This window comes from Gordonia soli NBRC 108243 (assembly GCF_000334455.1).
Taxonomy (GTDB): Bacteria; Actinomycetota; Actinomycetes; order Mycobacteriales; family Mycobacteriaceae; genus Gordonia; species Gordonia soli.
The window spans coordinates 4287-30682 of sequence record NZ_BANX01000048.1 but is presented as its reverse complement, the minus strand read 5'-3'; the positions used below and the strand labels follow the sequence as shown (position 1 = coordinate 30682).

Below are 26396 nucleotides of genomic sequence, written 5' to 3'. Positions count from 1 at the left end.
CGCGGCGTGCTCACCACGCACCACGCCCACCCGGTCCGCATCGGTCAGCGGTGATGTGTCGCCCACGATCTCGGCGGAAGTGTCGACCTCGACGAGCGTGATCGTGTCGCCCAGTGCCGCAACCGCATCCGGCACCACACCACCCACCACCACAACACCCACACCCGCAGTCGCCACCATGTACGACACACGATCAACAGGAGCACCCGTATCGATCGGCACATACTGCCCACCCGCAGCAACAACCGCATGCACCGCAACAACCATCTCCACCGAACGATCCACCGCAACACCCACGGCAACATCCGGCCCCACACCCACCGCAATCAACTCACGCGCCACCACCGACACCCGAGCACCGAACTCCGCAAACGACACCGAACGACCCTCGAACACCACCGCCGACGCATCCGGCGACACCGCCACCCGCGCAGCCACCGCATCCGCGATCGACTCGTCGGCGAGGGCGACCGAGGTGCCGGTGGACCACCGGGTCACCACGTCACGGTCTGCCGTCGACACCAGATCCACGTCTCCGACCGCGAGCGATGTCGGCGCGGCGGTCAAGGCCCGGAGGAGGGAGATGAACCGTTGCGCGAGAACCGTGATCGTCGAAGCGTCGAACAGGTCCGTCGCGTAGATGAGGGTGCCCGCCCACGGAGCCCCGGTCTCCCCTGCGGACAACCCGATCGTCAGGTCGACCTGCGCAGACACCTCCGGCGGGGTGACCGGCGTGATCCGCAAGCCGGCGTATTCGGTTCCGGGAACCCCAGATCGGGCCAGGTCGGACATGCCGCTGACCGCGGACTGGTCGAGGGTGAGGAGCACCTGGGCGAGCGGCGCGAAGGCCTCCGATCGCACCGGGTTGAGTCGTTCGACCAGGGTCTCGAACGGGATGTCGGCGTTGGCGAAGGCATCGAGATCGACCGTCCGCACGTGGTCGAGCAGCTCCGCGAGGGTCTGGTCGGCATCGAAAGCCGTACGCAGGACCAATGTGTTGACGAACATCCCGATGAGCGGATCCAGCACGCGCTGACCACGTCCCGCGACGGGAGTCGCGACGGCGATGTCGTCGGTGGCCGAGAGTCGGGCCAGCAACACCGACAGCGCGGCGTGTACCACCATGAACGGCGTGACGCCGCGGTCCGCCGCAACGGCGGTGATCTGCGCGGCGACGTCGGCCGGGATCTCGAAGGTCGTCCGGGCACCACGCTGAGAGGCACGCGCCGGACGGGGTCGGTCCGCGGGCAAGTCGATGACGTCGGGCAGTCCGCCGAGTCGGCGCAGCCAGTAGTCCAGCTGGCGTCCCAGGACCGATGCGGCGTCGTCGGCCGAGCCGAGTACCTGGTGCTGCCACACCGCGTAGTCGGCGAACTGGACCTCCAGCGGAGCGAATCGCGGTGCCTCACCGGCGATCCGGGCTCCGTACGCGGAGACGATGTCGGTGACCAGCGGGTTCATCGACTCGCCGTCGGCGGCGATGTGGTGGACCACCAGCGCGAAGACGAATTCGGTCGGCGCGACCTGCCACAGACGTACCCGCAGCGGCCACTGCCGGCTCACGTCGAAACCGGTGGTGAGCGCCGCCTCGAGGTCGCCCTGGGTACCGACCACGGCCCAGTCGAGTCGCTCGGCGATCTCCACCACGTCGTGGACCCGCTGGGCCGCCACTCCCCCGTCCGACGGGAAGGTCGTGCGCAGGACCTCGTGTCGTGCGACGACATCGGCGACCGCAGCACGCAACGCCTCGGCGTCGAGCGGTCCGTTCAGGCGCAGCACCGCGGGGATGTTGTATGTGGGCGACGACGGGTCGAACTGGTTGATGAACCACATCCGCTGCTGGGCGAACGACAGCGGGATGCGTTCCGGGCGTGGCGATGCGGCCGTGATCGGGGCCAGTGCCGCGGCGTGGTCGGCGACCGCGACCGCTAACTCGCGGACGCTGGGAGCGTCGAACAGATCGCGCACCGAGACCTCGGACCCGGTGACATCGGCGACCCGCGCGGCGAGCCGCATCGCCGAGAGCGAGTTGCCGCCGAGGTCGAAGAAGCTGTCGGTGACGCTGACCTGGTCGGTCCCGAGGACGTCGGCGTAGACGTCGGCGATCAACTCCTCCACCGGGGTGGCCGGACCGATGTAGTCACCTGCGGAGAACTCTGGTGCGGGCAGCGCCTTGCGATCGAGCTTGCCCGCGCTGTTGAGCGTGACCTGCTCCAGCGGCATCCAGACGGTGGGCCGCATGTACTCGGGCAGGGCCGTGGCGACCGCATCCTTGACGGCATCGAGGTCGACCGGACGTCCGCCGGCTCCGGCGAGGTACCCGACCAGGTGCTGACCGCCGTGCGGCGAGTCCGCGACGGTGGCCGCCGCGTGGACGACACCCGGAGCCGAGGCGATGACCGCCTCGATCTCACCCAACTCGATGCGCTGACCGCGAAGTTTGACCTGGAAGTCGGTGCGGCCCAGGTACTCCAGGACGCCGTCGGCGCGGCGGCGGACCAGGTCGCCGGTCCGGTACAGGCGCTCGCCGGGCCCACCGTGGGGGTCGGCGATGAAACGTTCCGAGGTGAGATCCGGGCGGGCCGCGTAGCCGCGGGCCAGCTGGACGCCACCGAGGTACAACTCGCCCGGCACGCCGGCCGGTACGCGCCGGAGCCGGGAGTCGAGGACGACCGCCGACGAGTTCCACACCGGCACACCGATCGCCACGGTGGTCGCGTCGGACGCGACCTTGCCGATGGACTCGTAGGTGATCTCCACCGCCGCCTCGGTCGGGCCGTAGAGGTTGTAGAAGAGCACCTGCGGCAGCCACTCGCGCATTTGCGCGGCCACCGACGGCGGCAGGGCCTCACCGGTGGTGGAGACGATGCGCACCGAATCGAGTGCACGCACCCGCTCGGCGCCCGCGACCTCGAGGAAGACCGACAGCATCGACGGCACGAAGTGCACCATCGTGGAGCGCGTCCGGGCGATCTCCTCGGCGACGTGGACCGGGTCGAGGTGTCCGTCGGCACGCAGGACGACCATCGTCGCGCCGACCATCAGCGGGGCGAAGAGTTCGGGCACCGACACGTCGAAGGTGTACGGCGTCTTCAACATCACCCGGTCGGTGGTGTCGATGGGCAGCTCGTCGAGGCCCCACCACAGTCGGTTGAGGACAGCGGCGTGAGAGAGCGTGACACCCTTGGGGCGCCCTGTGGAGCCGGAGGTGAACAGTGTGTAGATCGCGTCGTCGGCGCGGATCGGACGAACCCGCTCGGCGTCGCCGACCGGCGGCGTGGCGGGGTCCACGGGTTCGGTGGCGTCCACGGTGACCACCCGCACGGCGTCACCCAGTCCGACGACCGCCGGCGGGATCTCACCCGGCCCGACCAGGACGACCGAGACCCCGGCCGTGTCGACCATGTACTCGACACGGTCGACGGGCGCCGACGTGTCGAAGGGTACGTACTGACCACCCGCGGCGATCACTGCATGGATCGCGACCACCATCTCGACCGATCGCGGGATACACAGCCCCACCGCGACGTCCGGCCCCACACCGGCGGCCAGCAGCTGACGGGCGAGCACGCTGACACGGGCACCGAACTCCGCGTACGTGACGTCGCGGTCACCGAACAGCAGGGCCTCGGCGGCGGGGGTCCGGGCGATCTGGGCCGCCACGGCTTCGGGCACCGACGTCGGCGCGGGCAGTGCGACGCGGGCGCCCCACTCCCGACCGGCCTCGTCCGTGATCTCCACCGGGGCCATGAGTTCCGCATCGCCGACGGCGTCGCTCGGTGCCACGGTCAGTGCGTCGAGGAGGTCGGCGAACCGTGCCGCGAGGGCCGACACCGTCGTCTCGTCGAAGAGGTCGGTGGCGTAGATGATCTCCAGCGGCCAGTCCTGGCCCTCCGGTGCCGACGAGACCGTCCAATACAGGTCGACCTGCGCGGCAACCGATTCCGCGGTGACCGGGGTGATCTCGAGGTCACCCAGCGAGCCGAGTGCCGAGTCCGCCGACGCGGCAGGATCGAAGGAGAGGATGACCTGCGCCAGCGGTGAGAACGCCTCCGAGCGGGTCGGGTTCAGCCGTTCGACCAACAGCTCGAAGGGGACGTCGGCGTTGGCGAAGGCCTCGAGGTCGGTCGTGCGGACATCGTCGAGGAGGGCCCCGAACGAGCGTCCCGCGCGGACGTCGGCACGCAGCACGAGGGTGTTGACGAACATACCGACCAGCGGATCGAGAACACGCTGCCCCCGACCGGCGATCGGAGTCGCGATCGCGATGTCCTCCGTCGCCGACAGACGTGCCAACAGCACCGACAGCCCGGCATGGACGACCATGAACGGCGTGGTGCCGAACTGTCGTGCCAGTCCGGAGATCCGCTCGCCGACCGCTGCCGGGATCCGGCCGCGCACACGAGCACCGCGCTGCGACGCGACAGCGGGACGGGGACGGTCAGCGGGCAGTTCGAGGACATCCGGCAGTCCCGCGAGTCGCTCCGCCCAGTAGTCGAGCTGGCCGCCGACCACCGAGCCCGCGTCGGCAGGGTCTCCGAGTTCGCGGTGCTGCCAGAGTGCGTAGTCGGCGAACTGCACCTCGAGGGGCATGAACTCCGGCGTCAGCCCGGCCGCGCGCGCGGAGTAGGCCGTGACGATGTCGGCGATCAGCGGGGCCATCGACTCACCGTCGGCGACGATGTGGTGAGCGACGAGTGCGAACACCACCTCGTCGGGACCGGTGCGCCACAACCGGGCTCGCAGCGCCCAGTGCGTCGTGACGTCGAACCCGGTAGTCGCCGCGGTCTCGATCTCGGCGCGCGAGTCGACGATCGCCCAATCCAGACGATCGGCGATCTCGTCGATCGCGTGGATGTGTTGGAACGGCACCCCATCGCGCGCGGGGAAGGTCGTCCGCAGGATCTCGTGGCGAGCGATGACGTCGGTGATCGCGGTGTACAGCGTCTCGACGTCGAGCGGACCGGCGAGTCGCAACACGGCGGGGATGTTGTACGTGGCCGACGTCGGATCGAAGCGGTTGAGGAACCACATCCGCTGCTGCGCGAAGGACAGTGGGATGCGGTCGGGCCGCGGGATCACCGCGACGACCGGGGCGAGACCGGCTCCGCGGTCGGACAGTGCCGCCACCAGGTCGCGGACCGACGGCGTCTCGAAGAGGTCGCGGACCGAGACGTCGACGTCGAGCGCGTCGCCGATACGCGCGGCCAGTCGAGCCGCCGACAGCGAGTTGCCGCCGAGCTCGAAGACGCTGGTCGTCGCGCCGACCTCGTCGAGTCCGAGGACCTCGGCGAAGGCATCCGCCACGATTCGTTCGGTCTCGGTGGCCGGGGCGACGACCTCCGACTCGGGCAGGGTCGTCTCGGGTGCGGGCAGGGCCGCGCGGTCGAGTTTGCCGTTGGCGGTCAACGGGATCGCGTCGATGGCCACGACGAGGTCGGGGACCATGTACGCGGGCACGGATCGGCCGGCGACCTGACGGACCAGTTGCGGGTCGAGGGCAGCCGGGTCGTCCACCACGACGTGACCCACGAGTTGCTCGCCGCGACCGGGCAGGTCGACGATGGTGGCCGCCGCGGCGGTCACACCGGGTGCGCTCAGCAGGGCGGTCTCGACCTCGCCGAACTCGATGCGGAAACCACGCAGCTGGACCTGCGCATCGCCACGACCCAGGTACTCGATGTCGTCACCGACCCGGCGGGCCAGGTCACCGGTGCGGTACATCCGGGTCCCGACCGGGCCGAACGGCGCGGCGACGAACCGGGTCGCGGTCAGCTCGGGACGCCGCAGGTAGCCCTGCGCCAACTGCCCACCGACGACGTACATCTCACCGAGCACACCCTCGGGCACCGGCCGCAACCGATCGTCGAGGATGTGGATCCCCAACGACGCCAACGGCCGACCGATGAAGCTGGCATCGCCCGCGCTGACCGTGTCGGGGTCCAGTGGCCGGAAGCTGACATGCACCGTGGTCTCGGTGATGCCGTACATGTTGACCAGCACCGCATCGTCGCCGGGATGCTCGTCGAACCAACGGCGCACCTGCTCGAAGTTGAGCGCCTCGCCGCCGAAGACGACGTACCGCAAGTACAGCGGGTGGGACCGGTCCCGGCGGCGCGCCTCGGCGAACTGGTAGAAGGCCGACGGGGTCTGACTCAGAACGGTGACCCGCTCGCGTTGCACCAGCGCCAAGAACTCTGCGGGAACACGCGCGACGTCGCGTCCGACCACCACCAACCGGGCTCCGCTGAGCAACGGACCCCACAGCTCCCACACCGAGAAATCGAACGCATACGAGTGGAACATCGTCCACACATCATCCGACCGGAACTCGAAATCGGTTGCCGCCGTGTCCATCAACGTCACCACATCCCGATGGGTGACCTCCACACCCTTCGGACGGCCCGTCGAACCCGACGTGTAGATCACGTAGGCGCGAGCATCGGCCGGCACCGCGGGAGCGTCGAAACCTCCGGTTGCCGCGCCGTCGGCGACCAGGTCGGCGACGTCGGCGACCCCGACCGATCCTGGTAGCTGCGACCAGAGTTCGAGCCCGGCGGTCGTGGAGTCGGTGAGGACGAGAGCGGGTGCGGCGTCGGAGAGGATGAACCGCAGGCGTTCAGTCGGGTTCGTGGTGTCCAGCGGCAGATACCCCGCGCCGGCCTTCAGCACGCCGAGGATCGACACCACCAGGTCCACCGTCCGGGCCGGGGCCACGGCGACGAGATCGCCGACGGCCACCCCGCGTGCGGTGAGCGCAGCGGCAAGTGCAGTCGAGCGGCGGTCCAGCTCCGCATAACTCATCGACGCCGTGGGGTCGGTGACGGCGATGCGCTCGCCTGCGGTGATCGCCGAGCGGACGAACAGGTCGACCAGCGAAGTGCCCTGGTTGGCGGTCGCGGTGATCGGATCGACCAGGCGCTGCAGGTACGCGCCCTGATCGGTCAGGGCGATGTCGGCGGTCGCCAGGTCGGTGCGGGTGGTGATCGTCTCGAGGATCCGGACCAGGATGTCGGCGAAGATCTCGACCTGACGGTCAGCGAATGCCGCGGGCAGGTACTTCAGCTTGAGCTCGATCCGGTCGCCGACCGGTCCGGTGACCATGGTCAGCGGGTAGTGCGTGGCGTCGGTGGCGTCGACGCCGCGGACGCGGAGACCACCGACGTCGGTCGTGGCCAGCGAATCGGAGTCGATGGGGTACGACTCGTGCACGGCCAGGGTGTCGAACAGCGCTCCGGCGACGCCGGTCTCGGCGATCAGCTCGGGGAGGGCGATCTGCTGGTGATCCAGGACGGCGACCTTGTCCGCCTGCACCTTCCGCAACACATCCACCACCGACGCAGACGGATCCACATCGACCACCGCAGGCAAGGTGTTGATGAACAACCCCACCATCGACTCCACACCATCGAGATCAGCCGGACGACCCGACACCGTCTCACCGAAGGTCACCACACGCTCACCGGTCACCCGCGACAACAACACCGCCCACGCGAACTGCAACACCGTCGACACGGTCACGCCGGTCTCCCGGGCGGTCGCTTCGATGGCAGCGGTGAGTTCGGTGTCCAGGAACCGTGACCGGTCCCGCGGCAAGCGGTCGAGGGTCGCCTCGCGGCCACTCGAGACCAGCGTCGGCCGTTCCACCGGTGACAGCACCTCGCGCCAGGCCGCGCGTCCCGCGGCGGGATCGACCTGTGCGATGTGGGCGAGGAAGTCGGCGTAATCGCCGCTCGCGCCGGACATCCCGGTGTATGTGCGGCCGGTCGCGTACAGCGCCATCAGGTCGGCCAGCATCAGCGGACTCGACCATCCGTCCAGCAGGATGTGATGACTGGTGACCACCAGACGCGTCTCACCGCGGCCGCGGACGACCACGAAACGGATGAGCGGCGGGGCGTCGAGGTCGAAGGGTTCGACCTGCTGACGCTCGGCGATGGCGGCGACCTCGGCGTCGATTGCGGGCGCGCCGGGCACCGTCAGGTCAACCACCCGCCACGGCACCTCGACGGTCTCCGGCACCACGGCCACCGCTGCACCGCTCTCGGTGCGCACGTATCCCGACCGCAGGATGCGATGGTGTGCGAGGAGTTGGCGGGCCGCGTCGTGGAGGCGGTCGACGTCGACGTCACCGTCGAGTGTCAGCACCGCCTGTGCGACGTACACGTCGACGGCGCCGGATGCCCGTCCGCCGGCAGCCAGTTCGGCCTGGAAGTGCAGGCCGCGCTGCAGCGGGGACAACGACCAGATCGCGGCACCGGGGTGGCGTCGGGCCAGGGCATCGATCTCGGACTGGGTCAGTTCGACGCCGGGGACATCCGACGGCGACCAGCCGACATCACCGGTCTCGGTGACGAACGAGACGATCGCCGCGAGTTCGGCGTGCCAGCGTGCGGCGAGATCGGCGATGTCGGACTCGTCGAGAAGCGCAGCGGCGGCGGAGAAGTCAGCGGTGAACTCGCGGCCACCCTCGGTGACGACAGTGCCCGCGGTGACGGTGAGCACGTTGGCCGCGACCATCCCGCCCGTGACCGTCGCGGGTAGCCGTGGGGCGTCCGGTGCCGGCAGGAGGTCGGCGGGACCTGCACCGTCGGCGCCGCCGGAGACGTTGCCCAGGTAGTTGAACGCGATCGACGGCAGCGGCCGACCTGCCAGCGACGTGGCGTCGGCCGACTGTCCAGACAGGTAACGGAGCGCGCCGAAGCCGATGCCGTTGTCGGGCTGCCCGAGCCGCTCTTCCTTGGCGGCCTTGACCGCATGCGCGACGTCCTCGGCGGGGTCGAGCAGGACCGGTGCGATGGTGGTGAACCAGCCGACGGTGCGGGAGAGGTCCGCGCGCCGCGGGTTCGGCCCGCGCCCGACGATCTCCTCGTAGCGTCCGTGTCCCTCCAGCAGGACCGAGACCGGTGTGGTGTCGGTGATGCCGCGGGCGTGCTGCCAGGAGCGGATGGCGCGGGCCAGCGCAGCCAGCAACGCGTCGTTGACGCCGCCGGCGAACGCGGCCGGGACGGAGGTCAGCAGCGCTTCGGTCAGCGCCGGCTCGATCCGCTCCACCACGGATCGGTTGGTGGACAGCCGATCCCGGCCGCGATCGATCCGAGCGCCGAGGTCGGTGGGCTGCAGCGGCAGCCGACTCGTCCAGTAGCCGAGTTCGTGGCGGCGATCGACCGCCTGCTCGACCAGCGCCGACACCCACGCCGATGCCGACGTGACCTCGCCGCGGAGAGCGTACGGCTGACCCGCGGTGTGCTGGGCCCAGGCGGTGACTAGATCTTCGATGATCGGGCGCCACGAGACGGCATCGACACCGAGGTGGTGGATGACCAGGACGACACGTCCGGCGCCGGTGGGATCCGTGACGTGCACCGCATGCACCAGCCGACCGTCACCGGGATCGAGCCGCGCCGAGGCGTTCTCGAACGCGATGCGGATGTGGTCGGCGAACGCCGGGTCGGCGACGGGTACGTCCGAGGTCAGGGTCGAGGTGGCCTGCGACGGGTCGAAGGCGGTGGCGGGACGGAGTTCCCAGCCGCCCTCGACCTCGGTCAGCGACGCCGACAACATCGGGTGTGCGGCGACGACCTCGTTCAGGAGCTCGCCCAGGACATCCTGGGTGAGCGTTGCCGGGGCGACGAGGACCTGCGACTGGGAGAAGTCCGCGAAGTCGGCGGGCGACTCCGAGTGCTCGACCATCCACGCGACGATGGGCGGCAACGGGATCGCGGCACCGGGATCGGTGGGCTCGAGGATGGCCGGCAGTTCGTCGGTACCGGCTGCGGCGGCGCGTGCCAGGGCACGGACGGTGCGGTGCTCGAACACGTCCCGTGGCGAGATCGACAGACCCGCCGACCGCGCTGCCGAGGCCAGCTGGATCGACATGATCGAGTCGCCGCCGAGGGCGAAGAACGACTCGACGACGCTGACCCGATCGAGTCCGAGCAATCCGGCGACGATCGAGGCCAGTTGTTCTTCTACCGCACCGGACGGTGCCACGTGATCGGCGGTGATCTCGATGGTCGGTGCAGGCAGTGCTCGCCGATCGAGCTTGCCGACCGGGGTGAGCGGCAGTGAGTCGAGGACGGTGAAGCTCGCCGGGACCATGAAGATCGGGAGGCGATCCTCCAGATGCGCACGGAGCGCGGCGATGTCGATGCCGGCGACCGCGTCGCCCGCCGACGTCGCATCCGGTTGTCCACGGTGCGGCACGAGGTACGCGGCGAGCGCGGTGACCACCGAGTCGCCGGAGTCGGCCAGCACGCCGTTGCCGACCACACCGACCACCACGGCCGAGTCGACCTGCGGGTGGTCGGTCAGCGCCGTCTCGATCTCGCCGAGCTCGATCCGCAGTCCGCGCAGCTTGATCTGGTCGTCGCTGCGTCCGCCGTAGCCGATGCTCAGGTCGCCGTCGGCGCTGCGGACCCAGCGGACCACGTCACCGGTGCGATACATCCGGGTGCCCGGCGCGCCGTGCGGGTCGGCGACGAACCGCTCTGCGCTCAGTCCGGGTCGATCGAGGTAGCCGCGGGACAGGGCGACGCCGGTGACGTAGAGCTCGCCGAGCACGCCCACCGGTACCGGTCGCAGATAGTCGTCGAGGATCAGCAGGCCGATGCCGTCGAGGGGCCCGCCGGTGGCGACCGGCTCCCCCACCCGCATCGGGCCGCTGATGGTGACACCGATGGTGGTCTCGGTGGGGCCGTAGAGGTTCTGGATGCGACGGTGCGCGGCCCACTGGTCCTTCAGCGCCTCACCGACCGCCTCACCACCGGCGTAGACGGCCCGCAGCGAGGTCAGCGTGATCGGATCCAACGAGGACAGGACGGTCGGCGTCAGGAAGGTGTGGGTGATGCGGTGCTCGGCGATGAACTGCTGCAGTTCGTCGCCGGCGATCGCACTCGACGGCCGATAGACCAGCGTGGCACCGGAGATGAACGCCAGCAGGTACTCGAGCACCGAGGCGTCGAAACTCGGTGAGGCGAACCCGAGTACGCGCGCATCGGCAGTGACGTCCGCGCGGCGCGTCTCCTCGACACCGAAGTTGTGCAGGCCGCGGTGGGTGACGGTGACACCCTTGGGTCGTCCCGTCGAACCCGAGGTGTAGATGACGTAGGCGGTGTTGTCGACACGCACCGGGGCGAGTCGATCGGCGTCGGTGACCGGGCCGGCCGATTGGGCGGCGACGGCTGCCGCGACATCGGGGTCGTCGACGAGCGACCATCCGAAGCCCGCTTCCGCCAACGCGCCGGTCGAGGACTGCGTGAGCCCCATACTCGCGCCGGAGTCCTCGATCATCGTCGCGACCCGCTCGGGTGGATAGTCGGGGTCGATGGGCACGTAGCCCGCGCCGGTCTTGGCGACCGCCCAGATGGCGGTCATGAGTTCGGTCGACCGCGGCAGGGCGAGCGCGATCAGCGTCTCGGCGGACGCGCCGAGGCCGATCAGATGGCGCGCCAGTCGATTCGAGGCCTCGTCGAGCTCTCGATAGGTCAGCTGCGACCGGGCCGTGACCACGGCCTGATGGTCGGGCCGGCGTGCGGCGGCGTCGGCGAAGATGTCGGCGAGCAGACGTGGTGCGGCTCCGGGCCGTCCGCCGACCGGTGTCAGCCGTGCCGTCTCGTCCGCGGTCAGCAGATCCGCGGCGCCGACAGGCTGCCCGGCGTCGGCCACCAACTGCGCCAGCAGGCGGACGAAACGCTGCATGAACTCGTCGACGGTGGAGCGGTCGAAGAGATCGGTGGCGTAGTTGACCCGACCGGTCCACGCGCCGGTGCCCTCGGCCGCGACGCCGACGGTGAGGTCGACCTTGGACGACGTCTCCTCGATGTCCAGGACCGAGACGTCGACATCGTCCAGGCGCGCCACGACCGCTGCCGGGTCCGGCGTGTCCTGCCCGAAGGTCAGCAGCACCTGGGTCAACGGCGCGAAGGACTCCGACCGCACCGGGTCGAGCGCGTCGACGACCGCCTCGAACGGGACGTCCGCGTGCGCGAAGGCATCCAGATCCGTCGAGCGGACGGCGTCGACCAGCGCCGCGAACGACTGTCGAGGATCGACCGCGGTGCGTAGGACCAGGGTGTTGACGAACATGCCGACGAGGTCGTCGAGAGCAGCCTGTCCGCGGCCCGCGATCGGGGTGCCGATCGCGATGTCGTCGGTACTGCTCAGTCGTGCCAGCAGGACCGCGAGTGCGGCGTGGACCACCATGAACTCGGTGACACCCCGCTCTGCGGCCGTCCGGCGGACCAGATCTGCCGTCTCGGCCGGGATCTCGAACGTGGTCTCGGCACCGCGCATGGACGCGACCGGCGGTCGCGGACGATCCGACGGCAGCGTCAGGACGTCCGGCAGGCCCGCGAGCCGTTCACGCCAGTGGTCCAGCTGACGGGCCACCACCGACTCGGGATCGTCGGCGCTGCCCAGCACGCGTTGCTGCCACAGCGCGACGTCGGCGAACTGCACCGGGAGGTCGGCGAAGTCGGGGGCACGCCCCTGGGTGCGCGCGGCGTACGCGGTGACGACATCGGTCACCAGCGGTCGCATCGACTGCCCGTCGCCGGCGATGTGGTGCAGCACGATCAGGACGATGTGTTCGAGATCGTCGACGCGGCGCACACGCACGCGGATCGGCCGCTGGGTGGCGACGTCGAAACCGGTCTGCGCAGCCCTGATCAGGTCGGCATCGTCCGCGACGACCTGCCAGTCCAGGCCGGCGTCCGCACCGGACCGGTCGCCGACCACCTGTCGGGCGACGCCGTCGATCGAGGGGAAGACCGTGCGCAGGACTTCCTGGCGCTCCACCAGGTCGGCCACCGCCGCCCGCAGCGCGGCGAGGTCGAGTTTGCCGCGGAGCCGGAGGCCGATCGGGATGTTGTAGGCGGGCGACAAGGTGTCGAACTGGTTGATGAACCAGATGCGCTGCTGCGCAAAGGACAGCGGGATCAGGTCGGGTCGCGGGGCGACCGCGGTGACCGGCGGCAGTCCGGCTCCTCGGCTGGACGCAGCGGCGGCGAGATCACGCACAGTCGGCGCGTCGAACAGATCGCGGACGCTGACGTCGGCGTCGAGTGCAGCCGCGACCCGGGCAGCCACCCGCGTCGCCGAGAGTGAGTTGCCGCCCAGCTCGAAGAAGGACTCGGTGACCGACACCTGCTCCACACCGAGGATCTCGGCGAACACGCCGGCGACACGTCGCTCGGCGTCGGTGGCCGGTGCGACATGGGCGCGCGCTTCGTACACCGGCTCGGGCAGGGCGCTGCGGTCGACCTTGCCGGAGGCGTTGAGCGGCAACGCATCCAGGATCACCCAGACCGTCGGCCGCAGGAACGCCAGCAGTCGTTCGGCGGCGAAGGCCCGCACCCGGTCGCGGTCGACCGGCTCGCCCGGACCGCCGGCGACGTAGGCGACCAGGTTGTCACCGGCCGGCCCGGCGACCACGGCGGCCGCCGCGGACACCACCCCGGGTGCCCCGGCCAGCACCGACTCGATCTCGCCGAGCTCGATGCGCTGGCCACGCAGCTTCACCTGGAAGTCGGTGCGGCCCAGATAGTCCAGGGCGCCCTCGGCCGTCCAACGGACCTCGTCGCCGGTGCGGTAGAGCCGATCGCCCGGCGCACCGATCGGGTCGGCGACGAATCGTTCGGCGGTGAGCGTCGGTTGCGCGGCGTACCCACGGGCGACGGCCGGGCCACCCAGGTACAGCTCACCCACCACGCCCCGGGGGACCGGACGCAGGCGGCCGTCGAGTACCCGAGCGACCACGTTGGCGATCGGGCGGCCGATCGGCACCTCGTCGACCGGCTCGGTCAGCGTCTGGGTCGTCGTGTCGACGGTGGCCTCGGTCGGCCCGTACTGGTTGACCACCTGCGCCGCGGGCGCCGCAGCGAGCGTGCGCTGCACCAGTGCGGGTGCGAGAGCCTCACCGCCGGTGAGGATGTGGCGCAACGAGGTCAGCGAGTCGGTGCCGCCGCGCGACTCCTCCAGGAACACCGCGAGCATCGACGGCACAAACTGCACGGTCGAGATCTGTGCGTCGTCGATGACCTGTCGCAGGTAGACCGGATCACGGTGCCCGTCCGCGTCGGCGATCACGGTGACCGCGCCGGACAACCACGGCCAGAACAGTTCCCACACCGAGGCGTCGAACGTCGCGGGGGTCTTCAGCAGCACTCGCTCCGCGGCCGGATCGTCGGTGAGCGTGCCGAACCAGGTCAGCAGGTTCGCGAGCGATCGGTGCCGCACCGTGACGCCCTTGGGGCGTCCGGTCGAGCCGGAGGTGAAGAGTGTGTAGACCGCGGTGTCGCCGAACACCGGGCCACGCCGCTCCGCCGCGGTGACCGGCGCGGTGTCGCCGACGATCGGCGCCGCGGAGTCGACCACGTGAACCACGATCCCGTCGAGGGCGCGCAGACCCTCCGGCGTGTCGCCGGTACCGACGAGAACCGTTGCGACGCCGGCAGTTCGCACCATGTGCGCGACCTGGTCCGCGGGCGCTTCCGGATCGATCGGCACATACGCGCCACCGGCCGCGACCACGGCGTGCACTGCGACCAGCAGCTCGACCGATCGCGGGATGCACACGCCGACGGCGACCTCCGGACCGACGCCGGCGGTGATCAGCTCGCGGGCGAGCACCGCAACCCGGCCGCCGAACTCGGCCGAGCTCAGCGACCGTCCGCCGGCGACGACCGCCGGCCGGTCCGTGCCGGGGAGGGTCGATAGCAGATCGACGACTGTCTCCGGGCCGTCGCGCGACGGGCCCGACATCCATGCCGCGAGCGCATCGGATTCATCGGGCAGCAACGCATCCGCTGCCGCGATCGGCGCGTCGGGATTCCGGGTCAACGCATCGAGCACGGCGACGAAACGGTCGGCGAGACGCAGCACTGTCGGTGCGTCGAAGAGGTCGGTGGCGTAGACGGCCGAACCATGCCAGCCGTCGCCGTTGTCGGCGATGCCGAGCGTGAGGTCGACCTTGCTGGGCAGGTCGGTCGGCTCCACCGGTCGCACGCGGAGCGCGCCGGCCTCCCCCACCGCGAGTTCACCGGTCGCCAGCTCGGAAACGGCCGACTGGTCGAAGGCGAGCCACACCTGGGCGAGTGGGGCGAAGGCCTCGGATCGGGTCGGGTCCAGGCGTTCCACCACGGACTCGAACGGGACGTCGGCGTTGGCGAACGCCTCGAGGTCGACGCCGCGGACGTCGTCGAGCAACGCCGCGAACGAACGACGCTCGTCGACGGTGGTACGGAGCACCAGCGTGTTGACGAACATGCCGACCAGAGGATCGAGCACCGACTGTCCCCGACCGGCGATGGGTGTGCCGACCGCGATGTCATCCGACGCCGACAGGCGCGACAACACCACCGCGAGGGCGGCGTGCGCGACCATGAACGGCGACGCACCGTGTTCGCGGGCGACCGCGTCGACCCGTTGCGAAACCTCGGCGGGGACGTCGAACTCGACACGGTCGCCGCGCAACGACGCCACCGCGGGTCGCGGCCGATCGGTGGGGATCTCCAGGACGTCGGGCAGTCCGCTCAGCCGCTGCTCCCAGTACGCGAGCTGGCCACCGACCAGCGAGTCGGCATCGGCGGTGTCGCCGAGCACCCGCTGCTGCCAGAGCGCGACGTCGGCGACCTGGACGGACAGGGGCGTGAACTGCGGAGCCGTACCGGCCGCCCGTGCCTGATAGGCGGTCAGCAGATCGGTGACCAGCGGACGCAACGACTCACCGTCGCAGGCGATGTGGTGCAGCACGACGACCAGGACGTACGCGTCGGGCGCGGTCTGCTGGATGCGTACCCGCACCGGCCACTCGGTCGTGACGTCGAATCCGGTTGTCGCCGCGGCGTACAGTGCGTCGTCGGAGTCGGCCTCGGCCCAGTCGACGCCGGCAGCGATCTCGGCGGGGTCGTGGATCAGCTGGTAGGGCACGCCATCGGCAGCCGGATAGGTGGTGCGCAACACCTCGTGCCGGGAGACCACGTCGTCGAGCGAACGCCGCAGCGCGGCGCGATCGAGCTCTCCGGTCAGGTGCAACACGATCGGGATGTTGTAGGCGGGCGAGGTCGCGTCGAACCGGTTGATGAACCACATCCGTTGCTGTGTAAGGGACAGCGGGATGAGATCGGGCCGGTCGGCCGCCTCGATCGGCGGCATCCCGGCGCCCTTGTCCCCCGCACGGGCGGCGAGGTCACGGACCGTCGGCGCCTCGAACAGGTCGCGCACGGTGAGGTCGACGCCGAGCACCTCGGCGGCACGGCCCACGATCCGCGCGGCCAGCAGTGAGTTGCCACCGACGTCGAAGACCGACTCGACCACGCTGATCTCGTCGAGTCCCAGGACATCGGCGTAGATCTCGGCGAGGACGGTCTCCGTGGACGTGGCGGGGGCCACGTACTCGGTGGTCGACTCGATGGTCGGGCGCGGCAGGCTCTGCCGGTCCAACTTGCCGTTGGAGGTCAGCGGGAGGGCGGCGATGCCGACGACGACATCGGGGACCATGTACTCCGGCACCGATCGCGCGGCGATCCGCCGGACCTCGGGACCGTCGATCTCGCGGTCGCTCCCGACCTCGGCCACGACGTAGCCGACGAGGAGTTCACCCCGGTCTCCGAGATCGACGACGTTGGCCGCCGCAGCGCCGACGCCGGGAACCCGCAGCATCGCGGCCTCGATCTCGCCGAACTCGATACGGAAGCCGCGCAGCTGCACCTGGGCGTCACTGCGGCCGAGGTATTCGATGTCGTCGCCGACGATCCGGGCGACGTCACCGGTGCGGTACATCCGCGAGCCGTCGGTGGCGAACGGGTTGGCGACGAATCGGGTGGCGCTGAGTCCGCGCCGCTTCAGGTACCCGCGCGCGAGTTGTCCACCGGTCACGTACATCTCGCCGACGACACCTGGCGGGACCGGCCGCAGCCGGGAGTCGAGGATGTAAATGCCGAGCGACGACAGCGGGCGACCGATGAACGAGGCGTCGCCCGCGGAGACCGCGTCACGGTCGAGTGCTCGGAAGCTGACGTGCACGGTGGTCTCGGTGATGCCGTACATGTTGACCAGGACGGCGGTGTCGGTCGGGTTGGCGTCATACCAGCGCCGCACCTGTTCGAAGTTGAGGGCCTCACCGCCGAAGACGATGTAGCGCACGGCCAGATCGATCGGTCGACGCCGACGCGCGTCGATCAGCTGATAGAAGGCCGACGGCGTCTGGCTGAGCACAGTGACGCCCTGGTCGGCGAGCAGACCGAGGAACCGGTCCGGGTCGCGCGTCACGTCCTGGGCCACCAGCACCAGCCGCGCTCCGGTGAGCAACGGACCCCACAGCTCCCACACCGAGAAGTCGAAGGCATACGAGTGGAACAGCGTCCACACGTCGTCGGCGCCGAAGGTGTACTCCTGCGCGGCGGCGGCCATCAGCGTCACCACGTCGCCGTGGGTGACCACGACGCCCTTGGGGCGCCCGGTCGAGCCGGAGGTGTAGATGACGTAGGCCGGCAGACGCTCGTCGATCTGCGTCGGGGTCGGTGCGGCCGCAACCGGAGCGGTGCTCGCGAGTCGGTCGACCGTGGTCGTCGTCGCACCGAGACCGGTCCAGCGCTCGTCGTCGGTACCGTCACCGATCAGCAGCAGCGGTCGGGCGTCGTCCAGGATGGAAGCAAGGCGCTCGGCCGGATGCGAGCGATCGAGCGGAAGGTAGCCGGCCCCGGTCTTCAGGATGCCCAACAGCGCGACCACGAGGTCGGCGTCCCGCGGCAGCGCCACTGCGACCAGGACCTCGGGACCGGCACCTGCGGCGAGCAGGGCGGCGGCGACGCGATCCGACCGGTCGTCGAGTTCGTCGTAGGTGAGCCGGGTGCCGTCGGCGTCGCTCACGGCGACGCGCCCGCCGAAGCGGGCGACGGTGGAGCGGAACAGGCCCGGCAACGATCCGAAGTCGGTGGTCCCTGCGATGGCGGCGGCCGCGGACCGGATGTCGGCGATGGCGGTCACCGTGGCGGCGGCGATCTCCTGCGGCGTGCGGCCGGCGGTCGGGAGTCGGCCGGCCAGTGCCGCGTTGATGGCGGCGTCGGTGTCGAGACCTTGCGCGCGCAGCACGGTCGCGGTGACCGACGCCTGCGCGTCGAGCTGACCGAAGGTGACCGGACCGGTGGTCCCCTCGACGGCGACGGAATCAGGTGACGTCGCCGCGGCGAATCCGACCAGGTCCAGGGTCGACGGTGCTGAGCCCCAGATACGCGACACGTCCGCGGCTCGTGGATCGACACCGGTCACGTTTGGTTGATTCCTTCTCTCGTCAGTTCAGAGCTGGTCAGTTGTGGGCTCGGGCCTTGCCGACTTCCGTTGTTCGGCCCCGGGATCGGATCCGGATGGGCGCCCACGACGGTGAGCGCGTTCCCCCGGAGCAGACCGAGCACTTCTCCAAGAGTATCCGGCCCCGCCGACGCTATGGCGGGAGCGAGGCTCATCAGTGCTGTCGCCAGCGCCGAGTCCGGGTCGGGCAGTGCCGCGGCCATCGCCGACGACATCGCGGACACCGACGCGAAACTGATCGCGGTCCCGTCGTGGACGAACGCGGTCGCGTCCGGCGCGGTCGCGGCGGCGTCCGCCACCAGATCCGGCAGCGGCAGGATCGGTTCCGGGCGTGCGTCGTCGACCGCCGCGATCTCGGCCGCGGTGGCGATCGCGATGTCTCCCACCAGGACCTGCGGATCCTTGACGATCTCCTCGAGCACCCGCAGGTACCGCTGGCTGTAGACCTCGACCGTCGATGGGTCGAACAGGTCCGTCGCGTAGAGGAACGCCGCGCGCATGGACTCAGTGGCGGCACCGTCGGTGACCGGGTCCACCGGGTAGACCGTCAACTGGAGGTCGACCTTCGCCGCGGTGAGCTGCTCGGAGACGGGCGTGATCGTCAGATCCTTCATCTCCAGCGACGGATAGTAGAAGTTCTGGAAGGCGAACATCACCTGATAGATCGGGTTGTACGACGTCGGCGGTGACGGCAGGACCGTGGTCGCGATCCGGTCGAAGGCGATGTCCCCGTTGGCCATGTCGGCGAGGTCGGCGTCGCGGACCCGCTGGAGCAGCTCCGCGAACTTCTCGTCGTCACGGAGTTCGGTGCGCAGCGCGAGCGTGTTGACGAACATGCCGATCACGTCGTCGAGTGCCTCGTCACCACGTCCACCGTAGGGCGTACCGATGACGATGTCGCGCTGGTTGACCAAGCGTCCGAGGAACACCGCGAAGGCGGCGTGCATCACCATGAACAGCGTGCCGTGGTTGTCCTTGGCGACGGTCTCGAGATCACGCACCAGGTCGACCGGCACCTCGAAGCCCACCTCCTCGCCGGCGAAAGTCGGTGTGCGGGGGCGTGACCGGTCCGCGGGCAGGTCGATGCGCGGCGGCGCACCGGCGAGACGATCCGTCCAGTAGTCGAGCTGGCGGTGATCCTCGGTCATTCCGTCGGCGACCTCGGTGGCCAGCCATCGCTGTTGCCACAGAGCGAAATCCAGGTACTGGACGTCGAGCGGCGACCAGGCCGGCGCGTCACCTTCGACGCGCGCCGCGTAGGCCAGCATCACATCGCGCGCCAGCGGCAGCATCGATCCGCCGTCGGCGGAGATGTGGTGCACCACGAACACCAGGACGTGTTCGTCCGGCGAGACGCGCAGGACCGCCAACCGCAGCGGCGGCGCCGCGGTGACGTCGAAACCGCGCCCGGTCACGGCACCGATGGCGGATTCCAGCTCACCCGGCGCGACATCGGATGCCGAACGCTCGATCGATCCGAGTGCGTCGCCGGTCGGGACCACCACCTGGATGGGATCGCCGTCGACGAGGGGGTACCGGGTACGCAGCACTTCGTGGCGTTCGAGCAGGTCCTCGACCGCCCCGTCGAGTGCCCGCCGATCGAGGGAACCGGTGAGCCGCAGAGCCATCGCCACGTTGTAGACCGGGGAGGCCGGATCGGCGCGGTTGATCAGCCACATGCCGCGCTGCACCGACGAGAGCGGTCCGCGATCGCCTCCGGCGCGTGCGACCAGCGGCGGCTTGCGATGCCTGCTGTCGGCGGCGTCGGCGTACTCGCTCATCGCCTTCACCGACGGGGCGTCGAACAGCGCGGTGACCGGGATGTCGCGGTCCAGGACGGTGGACAACCGGGCCGCGACCTTGGTCGCGTTCAACGAGTTGCCGCCGAGGTCGAAGAACGACGCCACGATGCTGACCCGATCGAGTCCGAGGACGTCGGCGAAGACCGCGGCGATGGCGTGCTCGGCCTCCGAACGCGGTGCGACGAAATCGCTCTCGGCCAGATGCGGCTGCGGGAGCGCCTTGCGGTCGACCTTGCCCGCACTGTTGAGCGGCATCTGCGCCAGCGGCATCCACACGGTGGGCCGCATGTACTCCGGCAACTGTTCGGCGGCCAGCGCCTTCGCCGCATCCAGGTCGATGGAGTCGGGTGCGACGTAGGCGACGACCTGTTCGCCACCGGCCAGGGTGGCGACCGTCGCCGCGACGTGGACGACACCCGGCGCCGCCGCGACGACCGATTCGATCTCACCGAGCTCGAGTCGTTGACCGCGCAGTTTCACCTGGAAGTCGTTGCGGCCCAGGTACTCGATCTCTCCCTGGTCATCCCACTTGACGAGGTCACCGGTGCGGTACAGCCGCGACCCGGGCGGACCCAACGGATCGGCGACGAATCGCTCGGCGGTCAGCTTCCCCTGACCCGCGTACCCGCGCGCGAGCTGCACGCCACCGAGGTACAGCTCGCCGGGGACACCGGCGGGCACCAGACGCAGTCGCGCGTCCAACACATACGACGTGGTGTTCCAGACCGGCGTGCCGATGGGTACCAGCGACTCCCCGGAGGCGACCGAGTGCCGGGTCACGTCGACGGCCGCTTCGGTCGGTCCGTAGAGGTTGTGCAGCCCGAGGGTCGGCAGGGCCGTCAGCACCGCCTGCGCGGTGGTCGCCGTGAGTGCCTCGCCGGAGGTGAACAACTGCCGCAACGACGTCAGTTCGCCGATGCGGCGGGCCCCGAGGACGTCGACGAACGCCGAGAGCATCGACGGGACGAAGTGGGCTGTGGTCACCGAATGCTGTCCGACGACCTCGGCCAGATACGACGGGTCACCGTGCCTGCCGTGTTCGGCGATGACGAGCCGGGCGCCGACGGCGAAGGGCCAGAACAGCTCCCACACCGACACATCGAACGTGGTCGGGGTCTTCTGCAGGACCGCGTCGGTCACGCCCAGCGGATGGTCGTGCTGCATCCACGCGAGTCGGTTGACGATGGCCCGGTGCGACACCGTGACGCCCTTCGGCCTGCCGGTCGAACCGGAGGTGAAGAGCGTGTAGGCGGCGTGGTCGGGCAACAGCGGCGCGAGTCGCTCGGCCGGGGTGAACGGTGGCGTCGACCGATCGACCGGGCCGGACGCGTCGACCGTCACCGCGGTGACGCGGTCACCGAGCCCGGTGACCACCGCAGGTGCCGTACCGGGACCGACGATCAGGATGTCGACACCGGCGGCCGCGACCATGTACTCGCCGCGGTCAGTCGGCGCGTCCACGTCGATCGGCACGTACTGACCGCCGGCGGCACCGATGGCGTGGATGGCGACCAGCATCTCGACCGAGCGCGGGATGCACACCGCGACAGCGACATCGGGACCGACGCCCAGGGAGACGAGCAGCCGGGCGAGGTCGCCGACACGAGCTCCGAACTCGCCGTAGGTGACCAGGCGGTCACCGAACACCAGCGCCGTCGCCTCCGGCGTGGCCAGCACCTGGGCGCGGAGCGCGTCGGGCAGGGTCTGCTCCGGGACGTCGACGACCGGGCCCACCGACTGTGCTCCCACGACCTCGAGTTCGCCTGCCGGGAAACGGAACAGCTCGTCCACCCGGAGCGCGTCCGTGGCACCGCGTGCCGACCCCATCACTGCGAGCACATCGTGGAAGTACCGGGCGAAGCGCTCCACCGTCGCGCGGTCGAAGAGGTCCTCCGCGTACGAGAACGCCACCGAGACCTGATTGGCGTACGGGCCGTTCTCGCCGAACTCGACGATGCTCAGCGAGAGATCGTATTTGGCGAACGGGGTGCGTGCATCGATCACGTCGATCCCCGACTCCGCGTCGAGCAGGTGCAGAACCTGGTCGTGCTGCAGCACCAACTCCACCTGGAACAGCGGCGAGTGTGCACGCGAGCGCCGTGCCCCCACCGCGTTCACGACCTGCTCGAACGGCAGGTCGGCGTGACTGAGGGCCTGCGCGCGGGTGTGATGCGCCGAGTTCAGCAGCGTGGTGAGCGAATCGTCGGCGTGGACGCGGGTGCGCAACACGACGGTGTTGACGAACATGCCGATGAGGTTGGCCAGTTCTGGTTCGTCCCGACCGGCGATGGCGGTACCGATGGCGATGTCGTCGCTGTCGGAGAGCCGCGAGAGCAGGACCGCGAGTGCGGCGTGGAAGACGGCGAACATCGTCACGCCCGACTCGGCGGCGACCGTACGCAGTCGTGCCACCGACTCCGGATCGATCACGGTGTCGACGTAGCCGCCCGCACCGGTCGGGACCGTCGGACGGGGGCGGTCGGTCGGCAGACCGATGAGTTCGGGCATGCCGTCGAGCTCACCCCGCCAGAAGTCCGCCTGCCGGCTGGCCAGCGACTCCGGATCGTTCTCGGCGCCGAGGAGTTCGCGTTGCCAGAGCGTGAAGTCGGCGTACTGCACCGGCAGCGGCGCCCACGCCGGCTCGACCCCGTGCAGGCGCGCCGAGTAGGCGGCGATCACGTCGATGATCAACGGCCCCAACGACGCACCGTCGCTGATGATGTGGTGCATGACCAACACCAGGACGTGCTCGGCGGTCCCGTCCAGGCGCCAGGCACGCAGCAGACGTGCGCGCAGCGGATAGTCCACCGCGAGGTCGAATCCGTCGGCGGCGAGCGCGGCGACGGTCGAGGAGATGTCGGAGGCGTCGATGTCGACGACCTCGAACACCCCTGCGGCGACGGCGTCGTCGGGTGTGTGGATCAGCTGGAACGTCTCACCGTCGGAGTCCGGGAAGGTCGTTCGCAGCGGCTCGTGACGTGCGACGATGTCGCCGATCGCGGCACGCAGCACATCGATGTCGACCTCGGCCCCGAGTGCGACCGCACCGGGCACGTTGTACGCACCGGCGGACGGGTCGAGGCGGTTGATGAACCAGAGTCGGGTCTGTGGGTACGACAGCGGGATCCGCTCCGGCCGCTCCATCCGGGTGAGTTCGGGGATCGGGGTGGCGACCTCCAGAGGGCGCGCGGCGACGGTGAGGTCGCCGATCGTGCGGCTCTCGAAGATGTCGGTGAGCCCGACCTGGACCCCACCGACCGAACGCAGTCGCGAGGCGAGCCGGGCGGCCACCAGTGAGTCCGCGCCGAGGGTGAAGATGTTGTCGCGCAACCCGACCTGCTCGACCTCCAGGAGTTCCTCGACCAGCGCGACGACGGTCCGCTCGATCGGCGACGAGGGTGCGACGTACGGGGTGGACTCGTTCCGGCCGACGACCGGCGTGGGCAACGCCTTGCGGTCGAGCTTGCCGGAGCTGTTCACCGGGAACTGCGGCAGCACGACGACCGCAGCGGGCACCATGTGCGAGGGCAGCCGCCGTCGGCACCACTCGATGGCCGTCGCGTGGTCGAGATCGGCGTCTGCGGAGGTGAGATAGGCGACGAGCATCGGGGCACTGGAGACGTCGGTGCGGGCGAGGACCACTGCGCCCTCCACGCCGTCCATCTCGCACAGCACCGCCTCGATCTCGCCGAGTTCGACACGCTGCCCGCGGATCTTGACCTGGAAATCGGAGCGACCGAGATAATCGATCTCGCCCCGCTCGTTCCAGCGGACCAGGTCTCCGGTGCGGTACATCCGCTCCCCCGCCGACTCGGCGTAGGGATCGGCGACGAACCTCGTCGCGGTCAGGTCGGGACGACCGACGTAGGTCAGGGCGAGCTGGCAACCGGACAGGTAGAGCTCACCGGCCACGCCACGCGGCACCGGGCGCAATGCCGGATCGAGCACGTACACATCGGAGTTCGCGACGGCACGCCCGATCGGCACGGGACCTGACGCTGAACGGTCCACGACGTGCTGGGTGATGTCGACGGCGGCCTCGGTCGGCCCGTAGAGGTTCACCAGCCGGGCGCGCGAGTGGTCCAGCACGCGGTCCGCGAGCTGCCGGCCCAGAGCTTCACCCGAAGCGAAGATCAGCCGCACGCTGTCACCGAACACGTGGTCGGGATCGGCGGCGTGCGCGACGTCGACGAACGTGTGCAGCATCGACGGCACGAAGTGCAGGACGCTGACTCGCTCGGTGGAGATGAGCTCGGCCAGGTACTCGGGATCCCGGTGTCCGCCAGGGCGGGCGATCACCATCGACGCGCCGATCTGCAACGGCCACAGCAGTTCCCAGACCGACACATCGAATGTGAAGGCGGTCTTGTAGAGCACGTTGTCGGCGTCGGAGATCGGGTGGTCGTGCTGCATCCAGGCGAGCCGGTTTCCGATGGCCGCGCGACCTACTTCTACGCCCTTGGGGGTTCCGGTGGAACCCGAGGTGAAGATGACGTACGCCGGGACGTCGGCACTCACCGGCACGACCGGGGTCTCGGTCGACTGACCGGGCACGCCTGCGCGCTCGTCGAAGCCGATGCGCGCCAGGTAATCGTCGTCGACGACCAACGCCGGTCGGGCGGTGTCGACGATGTGCCAACGTCGCTCTTCGGGCTGGGTGGGGTCGACGGGCACATAGGCGGCCCCGACGGTCAGCGCGGCGTAGATCGCGGTGACCTGTCGGACACCTCGGTCGAGGGCGACCACGACCCGGTCACCCGGGCGGACCCCGTCGGCGAGAAGTTGTCGGGCCAGGCTCGAGCGTAATGCGTCGAACTCGGCGTAGGTCCATAGCGCTCCGTCGGCGACCAGTGCCCGACGCCCCGGGTGGTCGCGCACCTGCGCGGCGAACCCCTCGAGGACCGGGACCCCGGTGATCTGCCACGGCCGGCGCTCGCCGCGCCCGAGTTCGAGCAGTTCGCGGTTCTCCCCGTCGAGGACGAGCTGGACATCACGGGTCCGGGTGTCGATGTCGGCGACGAAGCGCTCGAGGAAGGCGAGGAAACGGCGGTGGTGGCCGTTCATCTGGTCGGCGGTGTACAGGTGCGGGTTGCCGTGCAGGTCGACGACCAGCGGTGCCCCCGGACTCGACTGGTAGAGGTTGATCAAGAGGTCCTCGAGGATGCCCGAGGTCAGGATCCGGTACTCCATCGACGTCCCGTCGATGGCGACCTGGTCGTCGAAGAAGACCATGTTGATGGTGGGTCCGAAGGAGACCGAACCACTGTCCAGCCCCGCGTCGCGGCGGATGTCGTCGGAGCGGTACCGCTGGTGCCGCAATGCCCCGGTGAGTTCGAGCTGCGCGGCCCAGATGAGGTCGCGGCCGGACTGCCCTGCCACATCCCGCAGGCGGATGGGCAGCACGTTGGACACCATGCCGCCGGCGCCCTTGATCTTGGCCGTCGCGCGCCCGGTGACCGGCAGACTCATCACGATGTCGTCGGTGCCGGTCATCCGCGCCAGGAATGCACCGAACGCGGCCGTCAGGACGACGGCGATGGAGCTGTTGAGCTCTGCGGCGAGGTCGTCGATCGCCCGCTGCAGGTGCGCGGGCAGTTCGTCACCGGCGACCACGTTGTCGAAGGACAGCGGCGCCGACGTGACCGCGTTGGCCAGTGTGACGCGCTCCGGTAGATCGGCGACGCGGGAGATCCAGTGCTCGCGGTCGGTGTCGCGTCGGGAACTGGTGCGGTAGGCGTCCTCGTAGGCGACGATCTCGGCCATCGTCGCGGGCGGCTTGTCCTTGGGCTGCTCGCCGCGACGCAGGGCGTTGTAGCGGTCGACTGTGCGCCGCATGATCGAGAGCGCGGCATAACCGTCGATGATGATGTGATGGGCGCGGTTGTACCAGAAGGTACGGTCGTCGGCGATCTGGAGGATCGCGATCACGATGAACTGGTCGGTGAGCAGGTCGACGGGCTTGCGGTACTCCGCCTGCATCCACGCGGTGGCGGCCGCGACCGGGTCGGATTCCCCGCGGAAGTCGAGTACGTCGACGTGCTGGTCGAAATCGAGGTCCACGTACTGCACCGGCACCCCGTCGACCTCGGTGAGGCGGACGTACGGCGACTCGACGAGCTTGCCGACCTCCACGCAGCACTGCTCGAGGAGCTCGATGTCCAGATCGCCCGGTTCGTGACGGATGTCCACATACTGCGCGATGTTGACCGAGTAATCCTGCGACAACGTCTCCGCGAACCACATGCCGCGCTGCGCCGCGGTGAGAGGCAGGACCGGCGTGGTCAT

General features: G+C 69.8%; 2 protein-coding genes. Both read right to left on the bottom strand.

Annotated elements, in window-relative coordinates:
• Nucleotides 1-18270, bottom strand: an 18270-nt coding sequence (locus GS4_RS24370) for a non-ribosomal peptide synthetase (protein ID WP_007625705.1), incomplete at its 3' end; no start/stop codon positions are given.
• Nucleotides 18267-26396: a non-ribosomal peptide synthetase gene (locus GS4_RS24365; RefSeq protein WP_085947076.1), complete on the bottom strand. Its 8130-nt coding sequence runs from the start codon at nucleotides 26394-26396 to the stop codon at nucleotides 18267-18269. The genes GS4_RS24370 and GS4_RS24365, both read right to left, overlap by 4 nt.

What these genes read in the sequence shown, in the direction of transcription:
- GS4_RS24365 (WP_085947076.1), bottom strand. Translation starts at nt 26,396, where the DNA reads ATGACCACGCCGGTCCTGCCTCTCACCGCGGCGCAGCGCGGCATGTGG.